Consider the following 18,071-nt stretch of genomic DNA (forward strand, 5'->3'; position numbering starts at 1 on the left):
GCGCATTGCAGGAATAGCTGGCGTAAAATAAAACAAAGAGAGGCTAGCCAATGCTAAAACAATTTTGGGAGGCATATAGGGATTCTAATCTGCGCACCAATGTGCTTTTTGGCGTTATTTTATGCGTGAATGTGGGCTTATTGCTCTTAGCGTGCGGCGATATGAGCATTCATTCTAAAGAAGCCTTTGGGGTGTTTTACTCCAAAGATTTAGCCTTTAAAATCGCGCGCTTTAGTATAGAGCTATTTGGGCAGAATGATTATGCGCTGCGCCTGCCTTTTATACTCATTCATATTTGCAATATGTTTTTATTGTATAGGATTTCTAGAATCTACCTTAAAAAGCCTCGTGATGCGCTTGTGGTGATTTTAGTGTATGCGCTGCTGCCCGGAGTGATGTTTAGCGCGCTCTTTGTGGTGAAAAGTGGCTTAATTATTTGTATCACGCTTTTGTGCTGCTATTTTCAAATGAAATATCACAAAATGCCCTATCTTATTATGTTTATAGCGGTGTTTATTGATGAGAGCTTTGCGATTTTATTTTTTGCACTTTTCTTTTACACGCTTAAAAATAAAAATACGCTAGGAATGTTTATTTGTCTATTGTTTTTTGCGCTGAGTATGTATGTGGGCGGGCTTGATATTTCAGGCGTTCCGCGCAATCATTTCTTACCAAATTTAGGCAAAATGGCGCTTTATTTCTCCCCGCTGCTGCTTATTTACTACACTTACACGCTTTATAATGGACTAAAAAAGCAAAATAATATACTAGTGGATATTGGTGCGACTTCGTTATTTTTTGTGCTTTTGCTTTCTTTGCGGCAAGATGTGGATTTGCAGACATTTTTCCCTATGAGCGTGGTGGCGCTGCCTGTGGCGATTAGGCAGTTTTTCTCCGATATGCGCGTGCGGCTGCCTATGTTTAGGCTAGGCTATGTGTGGCGATTTGGGCTTGTTTTGGCGCTACTTTTTATGCAAACTTTTATTTTATATGCCAATAAGATTTTATATCTCTTTGGCGTGGAAAATCACTTCGCAAGCTCATATTACATTAGCAAAGATGTAGCCCAAAAGCTTAAAGAGGAGGGTATCACTTCTATCAAAGTGGGCAATCATAAGCTTGCTTTGGCGTTAAAATTTTATGGCATTAGCGAGGGGGATAAGCCCTATTTAAAGCCGCTCACTAATCTTAATGAGCAGTATGTCAATGAAATTCCTGTAATATATTTGGGCAAAAAGGTGGCTTCCTTTGCCATTGTGCCAACAAGTAGCACAAGCCCTATGACTACCACGCAAGCCGCACAAGTCAAAAAGTCTAAGCCAAAGTCAAAGCCTAGCCCTTAATGAAACTGCTAGAAATGCTTGTGGCATTAGGCTTAGTGCTTGTGCTATTTTTATTTGCGCCTATTAAAACTAATCATACTTTAGAATCTGCCTTAAATAGCCTAAGCGCGCATATTAAAATGCTGCAGATTCTATCGCTAAGCGATGATAGCGCGTATGTGCATTTAGAATCTGCGCGCGATATGTTTAGTGTCTATCCGGCTATAAGTGCGCAAAAGCTACTTTCACACCACCCAAACGCGCTGTGGCAAATGCAATTTCATTTAGGCAAGGTCTATACTACGCATAGTTATAGCATTTATGTGGATACGCCAAGAAGTGCGAGCAGCACGCATTTTGATAGTCGCCCAATGGCGGGGGATATTATCTTTAAAAATATGGATAGAAAGTGCCTAAGCGCGTATAATAATACCAATACCGCCATAGAATGCAGGAATAATGCCCTCTCTCAAGTGCGTTTGGGCGAGCATTTTGGCATAGAAAATATATTTATAGAATCTGATAGCTTTTGCAAGGAGCGTGAGAGCGCGCGCATTTATTTTGACAGATATGGCGCGCCACATTGTGGCAAGATACCCACACCTTTGCGCTCTGCTTTTAAAATCACGCTTGTAAAAAATGCAAACACCAAAAGCCTATGTATTTTGCCACAGAGCGGCGCACTTGTGGAGTGTTGAAATATAGAATCTAACCTTAAAAAACAAGTTGATAAGCTGCGTAAGCAGATTATAACTTTATACTTTGAGGGCTAATGTGAGCTTTGCTTGCATTTGTAAGATGCGCGCGGCTTTTTGTCAAAAAAGCAATAGCGCGGAATTTATAGAATCTAGCGGCGCAAGGAGTTTGTGATAGAGGCGTGGAGTGCGATTTTGAGCGCAAGAGTATAGAATCCGCTAGCGCGATATACACGCGCCGGCAGAATCGCCGTTTTTAGCCAAAAAGCCAACGCGCAAAAGCTTGCTACGCAGACAAGGCTAGAAAGTGTAGCGCCCCTCAATAAACGCTGACCTCCCCTGCCCAATCAAAAACGCATAGCCCGCGATAACATCGCTTGCATCGTGGTTATAGTAGCTATAATAGAATGTATCAAAGACATTTCTTACCCCAGCACTAAGTGATAAATCACCAAAGCGCGCATTAACGCCGATGTCTGTTAGGCTATAGGGGTCGATTTTCTCTTGTGTGATGTCATAGCTTGTGCCATAGAAGGTATTTTGCGTCCAGAGGCTAAAGACTTTGCCAAGGGAGAGATTAGCGCCAATGGTGCCTTTATAATTGCTCACATAGGGGATATGGTTGTTATTTGTTATCTTTGAGCCATTATTGCGTAGGATTCTTGCATCAATGTAGGTAAAAGATTCGCTAAAGCTTAGCGTGCCGCCAAAGAGGAATTGCTCGCTAAAGAGTTCAATGCCTGTTCTTTGTGTCTTATCATAATTCCCATACTGCACGCCGCTAGCAGAGTGGGCGTTACCAATAGTGTAAAATTCATTATTTGTCAAAGTATAATACGCACTCGCGCTAAAGCTTGCCACATCGCCTATATAGTCTTTTAACCCTAGCTCAAAGGTGTGGTAAGTTTCTTGCTTTAGATTTGTAGGTATGTATTCGGCTGCAGAGCCAGAAGATGACCCATTTGCGGGGTTGTATCGCCTCATCATATTATTTGGTGCAGGGGAGAAATAACCGCGCTCATATTTGGCATACACATTTCCAGAATCTGAATATTTAACATTAGGCGTTACCTCTAGCGCAAAGTTATTAAGCGAATCTTTAAGCGTGCCGTTTTTAGTGTAGGGCGTAGATGGCGGTGTGAAACCTTGCATAGTGATAGTCATATCATTAGCATAAGTCATATCTACATCATATTGTGCATTTTCATAGCGCGCGCCACCTGTGATAGAAAAGCTTTTAGTAAAATCATATTTCTCTATAGCATAAATAGAGTTTGTCCATTTTGTGCCAATAGTTGGGATATACATTCTGTGGTCATAGCCTCTTACTTGCTGCCCCATCATCGTTACACTACCAGTCCATGTGATATGTTGGTCCATTACGCGCTTGCCGCGATTCCAAATAGATTCAAAGCCAAGCAAAAATCGCCCGCTTGTATGCTTAGCATCATATTTAGCTATTAATCCAGCTTTTTGGTCATCAAAGAGTGAGCCGCTTTGGTCGGCATCGGTATTGGCTAGATTTACCATACCATTATACATATAGCTGCTAAGTCGCGTTACAGAATCCACATACTTAATTTTATTTAAATGATAAAACAATTTCACATCAAAGGTGCTATTCTCACTCACTTCGCCTTTGTATCCCATGCTCACATCAAGGCGTTGTTGTTTATTATGATAATCGCCATTACCTGCAGTCTTTCTATTATCTTTACTAGGGTTAGCAATATCTTGAAAAGAGTTATTAGGACTTGTGTCAATCACACCATTAAAGTAATCCACATCAAAGCTTATACTCTGCCCCCCCCCCGCTGTAATGTCATAAATTAACCCGAGATTTGCTTGTGCGCCGCTAGTTTTATCGCCAACTCTTGGTCCCCCGCGATTAATATACGCCGCGCCGAGTGATAGATATGTGCCCTCACCGATTTTGCCACCAAACTTTGCATTTGCATTATAATTATCCCCCTCACTTGCCAAAATATTGCTATATCCTAGCCCTGCGCTAAAAAATGGCTGCTCATAGCGTCTTTGTGTGATGATATTGACCACGCCCCCACGCGTGCCATTACCATACATCACTGCACCCCCACCGGGCAGGATTTCAATAGATTCTATACTATTTGGGTCAAGCGTATTTAGCGGCGTAACGCCGTGGCTAGAATCTAGCATATTTGAATATATACCATTTATTAGCACCTGCACGGAGGTATTGGCGCGATTGCCCTGACCGCGTAAGTCTAAATTGCTCCCTAGCCCGACATTTGCTAGCCCTACAAAAGGCGTATAGCGGAAAATATCCTCGCTTGAGCGGTAGCCTTTATCGATAATGCTCTCTTTATCAATCTCATATACATTGCGATTAAGCTCATCAAGCCGCGTATTCATTTGACTAGCGGTAACTATGGATTTATTAAGCCTTATGCTTTTGGCGACTTCTTGGTCGGCATTGACTTGGCTGGCGTTGGTTTGGGTATTTGGCTCATCGGCAAATACTCCTTGCACCATACCCAAAGCTAGGAAAAAGAGTGCGTATTTCCTCATTTTGTATCCTTTGTATTGAAAATTTACGCCTGCAAGCATAAAGCCTTTACACTTAAAGTATTATAAAAAATATGAGAATTGTTTTTAAATGATAAAAATTGCGGCAGGATTTTTGCAAAATATGCTTAAAATGCGTGTTTTTATAGCGTGATAGTAATTGATAAATATCAAATTTATGCAAATTTTATTTGTCTTTTAAAAGCTTATTTATAACTTCTTTTGCCTTGACTTTATCGCTCTTGCTTAGCTTTTTGTATTGCTTTTTAAAGCGATTTGAAGGCTCAAAACTATACATTACATATCTTTTTCAAAGGCTGCAAAGCTTGTGTATCGCGTGATTTTGCCATTTTTCTTGTCGCGCTCATATTCACTTATCGCCTCTTTTAGCTTGTCATTTTTTTCACTTTTTACGCTCACACTTGCATTTGCAAGTTTTGCAGCAGCTTTGACTAGCTTTTCTAAATCTTTATTAGCATTTTTTACAACTAAAGTCATTTTTTACTCCTTTTGCGTGTAAATTTTGCGTCATTATAACGCATTTATAGAATCTACCCTCTAAACTCCACGCTTATAGTCGTCCCTATGCCCACTTGACTGACAAGGCGGATTTTTGCATTGTGGATTTTAGCAATATGCTTCACTATAGATAGCCCAAGCCCACTACCACCGAGCTTTTTACTATGGCTTTTATCCACGCAGTAAAAGCGCTCAAACACGCGCTCTTGCTCATTTTTGGGTATGCCTATGCCCTCATCTTTCACACTCATAATGATATTTTGCCCGCTGTGCGTGATAGATAGTGTGATGGTGGAGTTATCGTGGCTGTATTTTATGGCGTTTTCGATGAGGTTATATACCATATCTTCAATAAGCGAGCTAATGCCCCAAATCTTGCCTTCACGCGTTTGGGGGGAAATAACGATTTTTATATGCTTCTCAAGCGCTAGCGGGGCTACATTTTTGCTCACTCTGCGCAAAATCTCTAGCAAATCAAGCGGCGTTTTCTCTAGCTCTAGTGAGTTTTCATCAAAAAATGAAAGGCGCAAAATCTTATCAATAAGCGTTAAAAGGCGTTGAGATTCTGTATAAATTTTATTAACAAACTCCGCTCTATCCTCTGTTTTGACTAGACCGCTTTTTAGCATTTCGCTGCTTGCTAGGATAATAGATAGCGGCGTTTTTAGCTCGTGGGTAACATTAGCACTAAATTCTTTTCTAAAATCTTGGGCTTGCTTTTGAGTAGTTTTGTCAAAAATAATAAGCGCAATGGCTTGGAGCTGGTTTTTTACCCACGCGGGTAGGGCGATAAAGTATAAATTACGCTCTTGTATCTCGCATTCAAAGCTATAATCTTGCTCATTTGCTTGCTCGGCTGGCTCTTTGCTAATGCGCTCTAGCTCATTAATGAGCGGCTTTAAATGCGGGATTTTAAAAAGTGAATCTTGGGCGGTGATGTGTAGATACTCAAGTGCGGTGTGATTGCAAGAGCGGATTTGCGTTTGGTTATTAATAAGCAAAAAGCCTCCGTGCATACTTTGGATAATCACTTCATTTTCCCTTTGGCGCGCTTGGATTAGGGCGACTTGCTTTTTAATTTTCTTTTTTTGCTTAGCAATTCGCTCCATAAACACCTGTAATTCGGGGTAGGGGTTTGTCCTCACAGGGTGGGATAAATCGATATTTTGAATGGGGGTAATGATTTTTTTACTCAAAATAAGCGCAAGGACAATGCTTAAAATAAAGCCAAAGAATAGCAGCGCGCACAAATAAGGCAATAAATCAACGAGCAGCACGCCAATAGCGCGTTTCTGCTCACTTAGGCGCGCGATAATGGGCGTAGATTCTATAATAGTCATATTTGCCACATAGAGCGTTTGCTCATTTAATGTGCTAGATTCTCGCTGCACGCGCACGCTTTCACTCTTGGACTTATTAAAATCTTTAAGGAGAGTTTGCACTTCTTGGCGGGAGAGGTGATTATCAAGCTTATTAATATCAGCCTGACTATCATACAGCACTTCACCTTGCGTGGAAATGAGGCTTAGACGATAGGTGAGGGGGATAATGCTATCTTTATGCAGCAAAATATTGGCAATATCTTGCGAGGTAAGCTCGCTTAGAGCGTGATTAAGGCGTGAGAAAGCGAGATTTTTTATTACATTATCAAGCATAAAAATAATGCTTAACATACTTAGAATCTGCACGCTAAAAATGCCCAGAAAAATCGCATAAAAAATCTTTTTTTTCAAGTAAAGCTCCTTTGATTTATAGAATCTAACCTCAAAAACTAAGTTGATAGATGCTTAAAGCAGCTATAACTTTATACTTTAGGCGCACAAATGGGCTTTGCTCATTTGTGCAAGATGCGCGCGGCTTTTACAAAAGCAACAGCGCGGAAATTATAGAATCTAGCTTTTGCGTTTTTGCTTTGAAAGTGCGATGAGTGCGCAGCGCAGATTCTGTGAGAGGCTAGATTCTATAAAATGAGTAACGCGCAGACTTAGTTGGCGCTAAATTGATAGCCCACGCCGCGAATAGTTTTGATATATGAGCTATACTCTTTAATCTTATTGCGCAGGGTGTTTATGTGAATATCAATAGTGCGCGTGCCAGAAATATTGTATCCCCAAATGATTTCTAAAAGCTCTTCGCGGCTAAAGACACGATTTGGCGAACTCATAAGCAGCCCTAAAAGCTCAAATTCTTTCAAAGTAAGATGTATAGGCTCATCTTTGATACTTACGCTATGGCTTAGTTTGGAGTATTTTAAATCAAGAAAATTAATTTCTAAATTGCCATTTGTGTTGCTGCGGCGCAAAAGTGCTTTAATGCGCGCGATAAGCTCTAGTGCGCTAAATGGCTTTGTGAGATAATCATCAGCCCCACTATCTAAGCCTTTAATTTTATCAAACTCGCTTCCTAGCGCAGTGAGTAGGATTATAGGGATATTTTTGCTTTTATGATTGGTGCGGATTTTGCGCAGAATGCTTAAGCCATCTTCTTGAGGGAGCATCACATCTAGCACAATGCAGGAGGGCAGCTCTTTACTCATAGCGTCCCAAAATTCTTTTGGCGTGCCAAAGCCCTTTGCTTTGAGGTTAGCAGAGCTTAGCGCATACATTACAAGACTTAAAATACCCTCATCATCTTCAAGTATAAAAATCACTTCGTATCCTTTATAAAAAATAAAAATAAATACTATAAATTATATCATAACTTAAGCGTGTGCCATGGCTATGATATGGTCAGCTATTTTCTCAAAATATTTTGAAAGCATTAAAATTTCAAGCCACCAATGTGCATTTTGATAAGAATCTTCTAGCCTTTGGGCGATTTGCTCTTTAATTTGTTTAAAACATGAATCCATAATATTTTCAATTTCTTGCACACGTTTGAGGTTATTTTGCTTAAAGGCATCAAACATCTCAAAAAGTAGCTTCGCCATTTGCTCCAAAAGCTCTAGCATACATTCTCTAGGCATTTGGAAAATAATTTTGGCACTATTGAGTGAAAGCTCGCCTATGCGGCGTAAGTCTAGAATCTGCTTAATAGTGCGTGTAATAAACTCCAAATCCTGCGCTACAGGCTGTTGCCTAAGGATAAGAATCTCACAAGAGTGAAAAATATCTTTCTCAAGGGTAACTAATCGTTCTACGATGAGTTGGATTTCTTCTAGTTTTTTCTGCACTTTACCAAAGCAAACGCCATAATGTAGGCAATCCTCTGTAAGTGTGAGCATGGTATTAAATTGAGTTTGTAACTCCTCAAGTTGAGTAAGATATACTTCACGCATTAGCCAAACCTCCCTGTAATATAGTCTTGAGTTTTTTTCTCTTTGGGTGAAGTAAAAATCTTATCAGTTGTGTCAAATTCAATCACCTCTCCCATAAGAAAAAATGCTGTTTTATCAGATATACGCGTAGCTTGTTGCATATTATGCGTAACGATGATGATAGTATATTTTGATTTTAAATCATTAATTAAATCTTCAATTTTAAGCGTTGAAATAGGGTCAAGCGCACTTGTAGGCTCGTCCATTAAAATCACTTCGGGCTGCACAGCTAGCGCGCGCGCGATACATAGCCGCTGCTGCTGCCCACCGCTAAGCCCAAGCGCTGATTTATTCAATCTATCTTTTACCTCTTCCCAGATATTTGCGCCCCTCAAGCAAGATTCTATAATCTCATTTAGCTCGCTTTTCTTTTTAATGCCATGCGTGCGGGGACCAAAGGCAATATTATCATAAATGCTCATAGGGAAAGGATTAGGCTTTTGAAACACCATTCCTACGCGCTTTCTTAGTGCATTCACATCGCAGTTTTGATAAATATCTTGCCCATCTAGCAAAATGCGCCCCTGTATTTTGCAATCAGGGATTAAATCATTCATACGATTAAGACTTTTGAGCAAAGTAGATTTCCCACAACCGCTAGGTCCAATAAACGCGCTCACTTCGTTGCGCAGTAAGCTTAGATTAATATCCTTTAACGCGTGGAAATCCCCATAGTGAAGGTTCATATTGCTAATATCAAATGTTACATCATTCATACATATCCCCTATTTAAGATTGTTTGGATTGAGATAGCGCGCGATGAGATTAGAGATGAGATTTATGCCAATCACCACCACAAGCAGCACTACCGCTGTTGCATACGCTTGCTCAATAAACTGCCCCTCGCTTAAGAGCGACCACATATGCACGCTCAATGTGCGCCCAGAATCAAATAGCCCAGCCACTTGCGCCACTGTGCCAGCAGGATAGAGCAGAGCCGCGCTCTCCCCTATAATGCGCCCAACGCTTAAAATCACACCGGCTAAAATCCCACTAATGGCGGAGGGCAAAATAATAACAAACACCGTGCGCAATCTTCCAGCGCCTAAACCAAAGGAAGCTTCTTTATAAGTGAGCGGCACAGCTTTAATGGCTTCTTGTGTGTTGCGCAAAATGAGCGGTAAAATCATAATCGCAAGGGTTAGCACACCTGAAATGATGCTTGTCCCAAGACCAAAATACAGCGTAAAGGCTAAATAGCCAAATAGCCCATACACAATACTAGGAATACCTGTTAGCGTCTCAGCAGCAACCACAATCACACGCACGACAAATGATTGAGAATTAGTGTATTCCTCTAAGAAAATCGCGCCAAAAATAGCCACAGGCGTAGCCACAAGCAAGGAGGCACACACCATAGTGATAGTATTTATAATGGCGGGCATCATAGAGACATTTTCACTATTATACTGCCATTCAAATAGGCTAGGTGTGAGATACTGCACGCCATTAAATAAAATATAGCCTATGAGAAAAGCAAACATCGCCACACTTGTAAAAATAGCTAAGCGCACAATGCAGTAAAGAAACAATGAGAGCTTGTCTTTGTGGGAAAGCTCCTCAAAATAAGTGCGAATAGTTTGGCTCATTGTTATTCCTTGTGTCTAGATTCTATTGTTGCTCTTTTTTAAGCGCGCTAAAGCAGAGGTTGATGAGCAAGATAAAGACAAAAAGCACTACGCTTGAAGCGATAAGGGCTTCTCTATGTAAATCCGCAGAATAGCCAAGCTCAAGCACGATATTAGTAGTGAGTGTGCGCACGCCATCGCGAATAGATTCTGGAATGATAGGCTGATTACCCGCTATGACAATCACAGCCATAGCCTCACCAATAGCGCGCCCAACGCCCAAAATCACACTTGCCAACACGCCACTTTGCGCCGCGCGCAGCATAACAAAAAAGACCACGCGCTCTTTACTCGCTCCAAGCGCTAAACCACCCTCTAAATATGTGGACGTTACGCTCTCCAAGCTTGTTTTAGACACAAGAATGATTGTTGGCAAAATCATTACGCCAAGCAGTAAAGAAGCTGCCAAAAGTCCCTTACCACTTGTATTAAGAATAGGGGCTAAAAAAGGCACAATCACAATAAGCCCAAAAAATCCATACACAATACTAGGAATACCAGCTAATAGCTCAATAGCTGGAGTGATTAGGGCTTTAGCCTTTTTGCTTGCAAAAAACGCAAGATAAATAGCTGATAAAATCCCAAGCGGCACACCAAACAAAATCGCAAGAGCTGTTACATACAGACTGCCCACAATCATAGGGAAAATACCAAATAGCCCTGAATTTGGCTTCCACTCCTTGCCAAAGACAAAATCCACAAAGCCTATTTCTGCGATGGTAGGAATAGCATTTGCAAACAAAAAGACACATATCATTGCCACGGCTAGCACGCACACAAGCGCACACAGCGCAAAAAGTGCTTGCATAAACCTCTCTAAAAAAACAGATTTTAAGCTTTTGGCTTTTATCATCTCCACGAGCTATCCTTTAAAATTTATAGAATCTAAAGCTAGCGGCTTAGATTCTTAGTTGATTGCAAGACCGCACGAAGCGCAATGGTTGCGGATAATCTCACCTTAGAGCTTAAGTTTATGGATTTGCGAGCATGGACTTGTCGCTTAAGCGACTGCATGCGAAGCAAGCCATAACTTTATACTTTAGGCGGCTAGGGCAATTACTTGCCCTAGACAAGACCGCACGGCACGAAGTGCAATAGTGCGGATAAATGAAATCTTAAAGCCACTATGTAAAATCACACAAGTTCAAATGTAAAAAAAATGTAAAAAGTATGAGAAAGCTCGTATTTTAGGAGAATTCCCTCTTTAAATTTATGTAAAATCTAAAGAGGGTGAAAGTTTAAGGAGAAGAATTTGATAGAGTGTTTTTAAGTGTAAAGGTTGGGCAAAGCCTTATTTGACTTCGCTCCATTTAGTTGTTTTGCCCTCAAAAATCGCTTTTACTTGCTCAGGTTTAAGAGAGTTTATACTATTTTTTGGATTTACAATCACTGCAAGTCCATCAATAGCAAGCACTTGCACTTTTAAGCCTTTGCTAAGTTCGCTTTCTTTAAGCTCGCGGCTCACCATACCAATATCAGCAATGCCTTGAAGTGTAGAATTCACACCTGTAGTTGAGTCTGATTGTTGGATTTCGATTTTAGCTTGCTTATTTTGCTTGAGGTAGGCTTCTTTGAGCTTTTCCATAAGCGGAGTTACAGAGCTTGAGCCAGCTATAACGATTTTTCCAGCAGGTTTAGCAGGTTTAAAGCTCTTTGTATCAAGAGGAATATAGCCTGCTTTTGTGATGACTTCTTGAGCTTCTTTAGATGTTGCAAAGCTTAGGAAATCTTTTGCTAATTCGTTTTCATTGCCTGTTGTGATAACATTGAAAGGACGAGAAATAGCGTATTTCTTGCTTTTCACATTCGCTACATTTGGCTCAATATCATCAATTTTAACAGCCTTTACAGACTTATTGAGCGAGCCAAGTGAAACATAACCAATAGCGCTTTCATCTTTAGAAACGGTTGTTAGCATAACCGCTGTGGAATTAGTAATCTCTGCTTTTTTAGAGATATTATCCACTTTTTTATCCTTTACTTTTTGAAATACTTCAAAAAGCTCGACAAATGCGCCCCTTGTGCCAGAACCATCTTCGCGTGAAATGGGGTGGATATTATCATCAGCCCTCATAGAGCCAACAGCCACGCCAACTACTGCCAAAGCAACGAAGCATAAGGCTAAGATTCTGTTTGTGAGTGATGCAGTTTTCATAGTGTCTTCCTTACAGAATGATATTGTCAATATTTGACAACGCGCAGTTTAGTAGAGATATGTAAAAAGCATTTGTGTGTAAAGTAAAATAAATGTAAAGCGGTTTGCAGCCCTTTTTTGCGGGCTTTTAGGCTATGAAATTTGTAAAATGTTTAAGTTACAGCGCGGAGAGTAAGTATAAAAAATTAAAGGAGCGTTAATATGGCACTAGTAACAGCGGGGCATATAGAATCTACAAAAACCAGCGCCAGTATATAAAAGCAAATAGCGTAACTGCAACAATGCCAACAATGGAGAGCAAAAAGCCAAAGCGCACCATATCCCATGCTTTAATATTGCCTTTGGCAAAGACTATGGCATTAGGCGGCGTGGATATGGGTATCATAAATGAAAAGCTTGCACAAATGGTGATAGCAAGCATAGTGATAGCAGATTCATCTACATCTAAAAATGATTGTGTGGCTGTGTAAATAATAGGCAGTAAAATGGCTATAAGCGCGGTAGTGCTTAAAAAACCAGTAGCAATAATCGCACAAATACACGCAAGGAACAAAAATACAATAAAAGGCAATCCCTCAAATTGTTTGAAAAATCCCTCAAAAGCCCCACCAAGTTCAGATTGCGAAAAAGCCATAGCAATGCAAAAGCCCGCACCAAACAAAAAGATTAGCTCATAAGGGATAGATTTAGAATCGTCCCAATCCAAAAAGCCAATCTTTGGCACAAACATAAGCAGTCCAAAGGCAAGCAAAATCACATTTTCATTAAGTCCAAGCCCGCTATAAAAGGGCTTAATGGGCGAATTAAGAAAAAGCACAACTAGTAAAAGCGCGATAAAGCACAATAACCTTTTATGCGCAGGCGTAATCTTTACATCATCAAACGCGCCCACTTCCAAAAAATGCTCGCTTGTATTGCGTGAAAGGATATAAATCATCGCATAGAGCATAAGGCAAGTAAGCGGCGCCATCATCACAATCCAAGTCGTAAAGCTAATGCCCTCAATCCCTTGAGATTCTAAAAAGCCCAAAAAGATAAGGTTAGGCGGCGAGCCAATAGGCGTGGTAATCCCGCTAATGCTTGCACCAAAGGCAACAGCAAGCAAAAAGCGCATTTTTAAAAAATAATCTTGCGTGATTGATAGCGCGATAGGCAGGAGCAAAATGGCTGTGGTGGAGTTTGAAAGAGCTGTGCCAAGCACTACAGAGGCAAGCCCTAGCGCGGATATAACACCCTTTGGCGTGGCGGGGAAAAGGCTTAGAAATTTTTTGGCAATAATGCGGTGCAAGCCAATTTTTTCAGTAGCGGTGGCAAGCATAAAGCCGCCCAAAAATAAATAAATGATAGGATTAGCATAATTGGCGGTGGCACTTTTGGTGTCAAGGATTCCAAAACTAGGGAAAAGGATTATGGGCAAAAGCGAGACAACTCCTAGCGGCAAGGCTTTATTTGTCCAAAGTGTAACAAGTAGCGCAATAATGCCAAGTAGGGCTGATACCTTAAATGAAGCCTCAAGATAAAATCGCGCCAAAATTGCCGCAATAAATCCCAAAATAATAGCCAAGCCCACGCCTATGATGATTTTTAGCGCGCGCTCTGGTTTTGGCGTATCTGCTGCCTCATTTATAGAATCTAGTTCGTTTATATGCTTCTGCACACTTCTCCTTTATGTTTGCTTTGCGACCATTTATAGAATCTGACCTTATAAAAAACAAGTTGATAGATGCGTAAGCAACTATAACTTTATACTTTGAGGGCTAATGTGAGCTTTGCTTGCATTTGTAAGACCACGCGGAGCTTTAGCTCAATAGCGTGGAAATTATAGAATCTAACCTAACTCATGCGCGCAAAATGCTCAATCATACTTGCTAGCTCATTTAGACTTTCATCAATATCATTTGCCTTAATACTATCGCGCACGCAATGATTGATATGCCCTTCTAGCACGATTTGCCCCACTTTATGCAGGGCAGACTTTGCAGCATTAAGCTGGATTAGCACATCAGTGCAGGGCGCGTCATCATTTATCATTTTATCAATGCCATTAAGCTGCCCGATAATGCGTTTAAGCCGCTTGTGGATATTCTGCCTTTGTTGTATCTCAAGCATACTGCCTCCTTATATGCGCCGATAACTTAAAGCCTCAAGGATATGGGCTTTATCAATGTGGCTTTGCTGCGCCAAATCCGCAATCGTGCGCGCGACTTTTTTAATTTTATTTTGCGCGCGATAGGAGAGTGAAAATCGCTGCGTGGCTTGATTAAGCAAATTTGCACACTCATTATCAAGGGCGCAAAATGTCTCAATGCCTCTCTCATCAAGCTTGCCATTTAGCATAGCTTGCCCCCTTTGCTTTTGCATTTTAAACGCGTCAAAGACCATATCTTGCATATGTTTAGAATCTAGACTAGCTTTTTGCTCTTCTTGCTCATTCATTTGCACAAAAATATCAATCCTATCAAGCAAAGGCTCGCTCAAACGCGCCCTATAAGAGCTAATCTCTCTATCTTGGCAGCGGCATTCTTTACTTTTACTTAGCAAATTTCCGCATGGGCAGGGATTAAGCGCGCCAACAAATAAAAAACTCGTATCATATTCAAGCTTAGAATGCACGCGCGAAATGGCTAGGCGATTATTCTCCAAAGGTTCGCGCAAAGATTCTAAAACCTCCTTTTTAAAATGAGGCAATTCATCAAAAAATAAAATCCCATTATGTGCTAGTGCCACTTCGCCCGGTCTTATTTCAAATTGTGTCGCAGAGCCTAATATACTTGATTTGCTCGCACTTTGGTGAGGGTTTCTAAAAGGGCGCAATGGCGTGTAATGCGTGCTTTGCTTATTTAAGGCTTGGTGTTTGACATTTTCTAGCATTTCTTGCAGCGAACTAGGAGGCAAAATATACAAAAGCCTTTTGGCAATCATACTTTTTCCACAGCCCGGAGAACCCTCCATGAGGAAATTATGAAATCCTGCAGCAGCGATGAGTGCGGCTCTTTTAGCCATATCTTGTCCTAAAACCTCGCTAAAATCATTCAAAAAACTATCATCATAAAAATACTGCTCGCCCTCAATTTCAATATATTTAAAGCCAAAGTGCGTTTGGCTAGTAGATTCTATATGAGCAGTTGGGGGAGAGGGATTATTTATCACTTCAATGGCTTCTTGCAAATGCTGCACAAAATATAGCTGCACATTGGGAATAGGGCTTAGCAGAGCCTTTGCAGAGGAAGGCACAATAGCCTTTGCCTGCGGGTGTAGGAGTGCAATATCAAGCAAAAGCGGATATATAGAATCTACATATTTCACACTTCCATCAAGCCCTAATTCACCAAAGGCAAACCACTCTTGCGTGTTATCCATAGACTTTTGCAAGGCGAGCGCAATGGGTAAATCAAAATGCCCGCCGCTTTTTGGCATATCAGAGGGGGAAAGATTGATATTAATTTTTAAGGCTGGGAGGGTGATATTATTATTAGCAAGCGCGGACTGCACGCGCTGCTTAGATTCTTGAATAGAGCTATGCGCAAGCCCTGTGATATTAAAGCCCGGCAAGCCTCGTATGAATGCAGCCTCAACCTCAATCACTTTTGCACTTGTGCCAAAGCTGGTAGCAGTTAGGATTGTATTGACCATTTAAGATTCTTTTTTGAGTTTTTTAAGCTCTTTTTCGAACTTTTTGCGCCTTAAAATGGGGAGTTTATCAACAAATAAAATACCATTTAAATGGTCGATTTCATGCTGGATAGCCACGCTTAAAAAGCCTTGAGCCTTTAGAATTTTATCATTCCCATAGCGGTCTTTATAAGCGATACTTACTTTATCAAATCGCTTAATGCTTTCATAAAAATCAGGCACAGACAAGCAGCCCTCGTCCCACTCAATGCTATCCTCTTGAGAGAGAAAAGTAGGATTTATAATCTCTAACAAATCAGCCTTATGCTGCGTATTATCTTCTTCGCGGGGAATATTAATGATAAGCACTTGCTTTGGTTCGCCCACTTGGATAGCCGCTAGCCCCACACCTCCGCTTTGCATCATCGTTTCATACATATCATCAAGGAATTGGTGGAGATGCCAATCAAACTCCTCCACAGGCGTGGATTTTTCGCGCAGCTTGGCATTAGGATATTTCAAAATCGTCAAGACTGCCAAAATCATCTCCCCCATCGAGTTTATCATCTGTATTTATAGAATCTGCGCTGCTTGCGCTAGCAAATTTAAGCGATTTACCCTCACTAAAGGCTTCATCTAGCATTTTTTTTGCTTCTTGGAGCATAGATTCTGGCGTTTTATTTACATCTAGCACAATGCCGCCCATTACGATACTTAAATGCAGCTCCAAATCGCCAATAAAAATATTAGTCGCTTTGCATTTTTTGATTACCTCTTCGCAAAGCGCGATAGCCGCATCTTCTTGCACATTTTTGAGCAGCATACCAAAGCGCCCTCCACCCAAATATGAGACAATGTCCTTTGTGCCAATATTTTTTGACACAATTCTAGCGATATTCTTAAAGGTAGTAACAAGCTTATTTTGCTCATTGAGTTGCGCACCAAGCTCCTTTGAGGGCGAGAAAACAACCACCGCGCAGTGTCTAGGGAAATCTTTACCATTTTTGCATTCTAACTCTAGCGCGTGCGTGAAAAATGATTTGCTATGAATACCAAGTGTTGTATCATACATCGCCCCAGACTTTGCTATGGAGGATTTTTCATACATTTGGCGATAGGCGCGCGAGATAATATCAGCCTGCGTGACAAACTGCTTATGAAAGCCTTTTAGCTCATTTACCAGCACCTTAATGGCATTTTGCGCCCCTAGCGGGTTAGTGATAGAGGAGATTTCTGCTAGACGTTTATCGGTGTTGCTCTCCATAGCAGAGAGCTGCTTGCAGAGTATGAGCAAATGCTCTAGCACAGATTTAAGCATGGCAAAATTATCATTAAAAGTTTTTTCCAGCGCAATAAGCCTTGAATCGTGATTAGCACTCTCAACCATAGCCTTAATTTTTTCGCGCATATGCTCATCTTGCTCTTGTGAGAGCGTTTTTTCAAAATAGGCTTCAAAATTTTCCGGCAGAGGCAAAATCGCATCTTTTTCAAGAGCCTCCATAGCCTGTTTTGAAATGGAATTTAGTTTTTGCGTGGTATCAGTGGAGGGAGTTTCTGCCTTGCTTACTGGCTTATCTTGCTTCTTATCGCCACTCTCAAGCCCTGCAACATCGAGATTCCCAAAAAAATCATTATTCCCAAGGTCTAAGTCTAAGCCGCTTAAATCCACATCACACCTCGCTTTGCCTTTATTTTAAACTTTTAGTAAGAATTTCATCAACAAGCCCATACGCCTTAGCCTCATCTGCACTCATAAAAAAGTCGCGCTCCGTATCTTGCGTGATTTTTTTAATATTTTGCCCTGTGTTTTGCGCCATAATGTCATTGAGCGTTTTTTTAAGTCGCAAAATCTCTTTTGCTTGTATTTCAATATCTGTCGCCTGCCCTTGCGCGCCGCCAAGTGGTTGATGTATCATAATGCGCGAATTAGGGAGGGAAAATCGCTTCCCTTTTGTGCCAGAGCTTAGTAAAAATGCTCCTGCAGAAGCGGCTTGTCCTATGCAAATCGTGCTAATATCTGAGCGGATATAATTCATCGTATCATAAATGCTAAAAGCACTTGTAATCACGCCACCGGGTGAATTGATATAAAAATTTATATCTTTTTCGGGGTCTTCAGCTTCTAAAAATAGGAGCTGTGCGACAATGGAGGAGGCGACATAATCATTAATTTCGCCGCTTAGGAGGATAATGCGGTCTTTAAGAAGGCGCGAATAAATATCATAGCTGCGCTCCCCGCGCCCTGTGCGCTCAATAACATAAGGGATATAACTGCTCATT

General features: G+C 40.9%; 18 protein-coding genes. 2 read left to right on the top strand and 16 right to left on the bottom strand.

The genetic code is table 11. The features are described from left to right. Positions 1–50: 50 nt before the first annotated feature. Both LS71_RS01315 and LS71_RS01320 read left to right on the top strand, forming a co-directional pair. Positions 51–1,343, top strand: a complete 1,293-nt coding sequence (locus LS71_RS01315) for a glycosyltransferase family 39 protein (RefSeq protein WP_034352194.1) — start codon at positions 51–53, stop codon at positions 1,341–1,343. Continuing rightward, positions 1,343–2,020 (top strand): hypothetical protein, encoded by a 678-nt coding sequence (locus LS71_RS01320; protein WP_034352192.1) that lies wholly within the window; start codon positions 1,343–1,345, stop codon positions 2,018–2,020. Before LS71_RS01315 ends, LS71_RS01320 begins: the two co-directional genes overlap by 1 nt. A 297-nt stretch (positions 2,021–2,317) precedes the next feature. Here the strand turns inward: LS71_RS01320 and LS71_RS01325 are convergent, their stop codons facing one another. The 16 genes from LS71_RS01325 to clpP form a co-directional block, all read right to left on the bottom strand. Next, the gene (locus LS71_RS01325; protein ID WP_081946206.1) at positions 2,318–4,564 is read right to left on the bottom strand and encodes a TonB-dependent receptor; all 2,247 of its coding nucleotides are present in this window, start codon (positions 4,562–4,564) and stop codon (positions 2,318–2,320) included. A 184-nt stretch (positions 4,565–4,748) separates the two neighbouring features. Further along, positions 4,749–4,859 carry a type II toxin-antitoxin system YafQ family toxin gene (locus LS71_RS09605; protein ID WP_238700261.1) on the bottom strand — a complete coding sequence of 37 codons (111 nt, stop codon included), beginning with the start codon at positions 4,857–4,859 and terminating at the stop codon, positions 4,749–4,751. After that, on the bottom strand, positions 4,859–5,059 hold the full coding sequence (locus LS71_RS01330) for a hypothetical protein (RefSeq protein ID WP_034352186.1): 201 nt from the start codon (positions 5,057–5,059) through the stop codon (positions 4,859–4,861). The genes LS71_RS09605 and LS71_RS01330 overlap by 1 nt, the downstream gene beginning before the upstream one ends. 53 nt (positions 5,060–5,112) lie before the next feature. Further along, a complete protein-coding gene (locus tag LS71_RS01335) occupies positions 5,113–6,813 on the bottom strand; it encodes a sensor histidine kinase (protein WP_034352185.1) in 1,701 nt (566 codons plus the stop codon). Between the two features lie 251 nt (positions 6,814–7,064). Continuing rightward, on the bottom strand, positions 7,065–7,730 hold the full coding sequence (locus LS71_RS01340) for a response regulator transcription factor (RefSeq protein ID WP_034352182.1): 666 nt from the start codon (positions 7,728–7,730) through the stop codon (positions 7,065–7,067). Between the two features lie 51 nt (positions 7,731–7,781). Then, complete coding sequence (locus LS71_RS01345; protein ID WP_034352179.1) at positions 7,782–8,357, bottom strand: phosphate signaling complex PhoU family protein; 576 nt, start codon at positions 8,355–8,357, stop codon at positions 7,782–7,784. Continuing rightward, positions 8,357–9,112: a phosphate ABC transporter ATP-binding protein PstB gene (gene pstB / locus LS71_RS01350; protein WP_034352177.1), complete on the bottom strand. Its 756-nt coding sequence runs from the start codon at positions 9,110–9,112 to the stop codon at positions 8,357–8,359. Before pstB ends, LS71_RS01345 begins: the two co-directional genes overlap by 1 nt. Before the next feature lie 9 nt (positions 9,113–9,121). Continuing rightward, the gene (pstA, locus tag LS71_RS01355; RefSeq protein WP_052057748.1) at positions 9,122–9,985 is read right to left on the bottom strand and encodes a phosphate ABC transporter permease PstA; all 864 of its coding nucleotides are present in this window, start codon (positions 9,983–9,985) and stop codon (positions 9,122–9,124) included. Positions 9,986–10,007: 22 nt separating this feature from the next. Further along, the gene (gene pstC / locus LS71_RS01360) at positions 10,008–10,883 is read right to left on the bottom strand and encodes a phosphate ABC transporter permease subunit PstC (RefSeq protein WP_034352175.1); all 876 of its coding nucleotides are present in this window, start codon (positions 10,881–10,883) and stop codon (positions 10,008–10,010) included. A 432-nt stretch (positions 10,884–11,315) separates the two neighbouring features. Further along, positions 11,316–12,179 (bottom strand): substrate-binding domain-containing protein, encoded by an 864-nt coding sequence (locus LS71_RS01365; protein WP_034352173.1) that lies wholly within the window; start codon positions 12,177–12,179, stop codon positions 11,316–11,318. A gap of 232 nt (positions 12,180–12,411) precedes the next feature. Next, positions 12,412–13,836, bottom strand: a complete 1,425-nt coding sequence (locus LS71_RS01370; protein WP_138109785.1) for an SLC13 family permease — start codon at positions 13,834–13,836, stop codon at positions 12,412–12,414. Positions 13,837–14,012: 176 nt separating this feature from the next. Beyond that, positions 14,013–14,288, bottom strand: a complete 276-nt coding sequence (locus tag LS71_RS01375) for a metal-sensing transcriptional repressor (protein WP_034352170.1) — start codon at positions 14,286–14,288, stop codon at positions 14,013–14,015. A 9-nt stretch (positions 14,289–14,297) separates the two neighbouring features. Continuing rightward, on the bottom strand, positions 14,298–15,812 hold the full coding sequence (locus LS71_RS01380) for a YifB family Mg chelatase-like AAA ATPase (protein WP_034352168.1): 1,515 nt from the start codon (positions 15,810–15,812) through the stop codon (positions 14,298–14,300). Beyond that, on the bottom strand, positions 15,813–16,331 hold the full coding sequence (def, locus tag LS71_RS01385; RefSeq protein WP_081946211.1) for a peptide deformylase: 519 nt from the start codon (positions 16,329–16,331) through the stop codon (positions 15,813–15,815). Beyond that, positions 16,300–17,460, bottom strand: coding sequence for a GGDEF domain-containing protein (locus LS71_RS01390; protein ID WP_034352163.1), 1,161 nt, complete (start codon positions 17,458–17,460; stop codon positions 16,300–16,302). Before LS71_RS01390 ends, def begins: the two co-directional genes overlap by 32 nt. A gap of 19 nt (positions 17,461–17,479) precedes the next feature. Next, positions 17,480–18,070, bottom strand: a complete 591-nt coding sequence (gene clpP / locus LS71_RS01395) for an ATP-dependent Clp endopeptidase proteolytic subunit ClpP (protein WP_034352160.1) — start codon at positions 18,068–18,070, stop codon at positions 17,480–17,482. Position 18,071 lies beyond the last annotated feature (1 nt).

The sequence above is a fragment of the Helicobacter jaachi genome (genome assembly GCF_000763135.2).
Lineage (GTDB): Bacteria > Campylobacterota > Campylobacteria > Campylobacterales > Helicobacteraceae > Helicobacter_C > Helicobacter_C jaachi.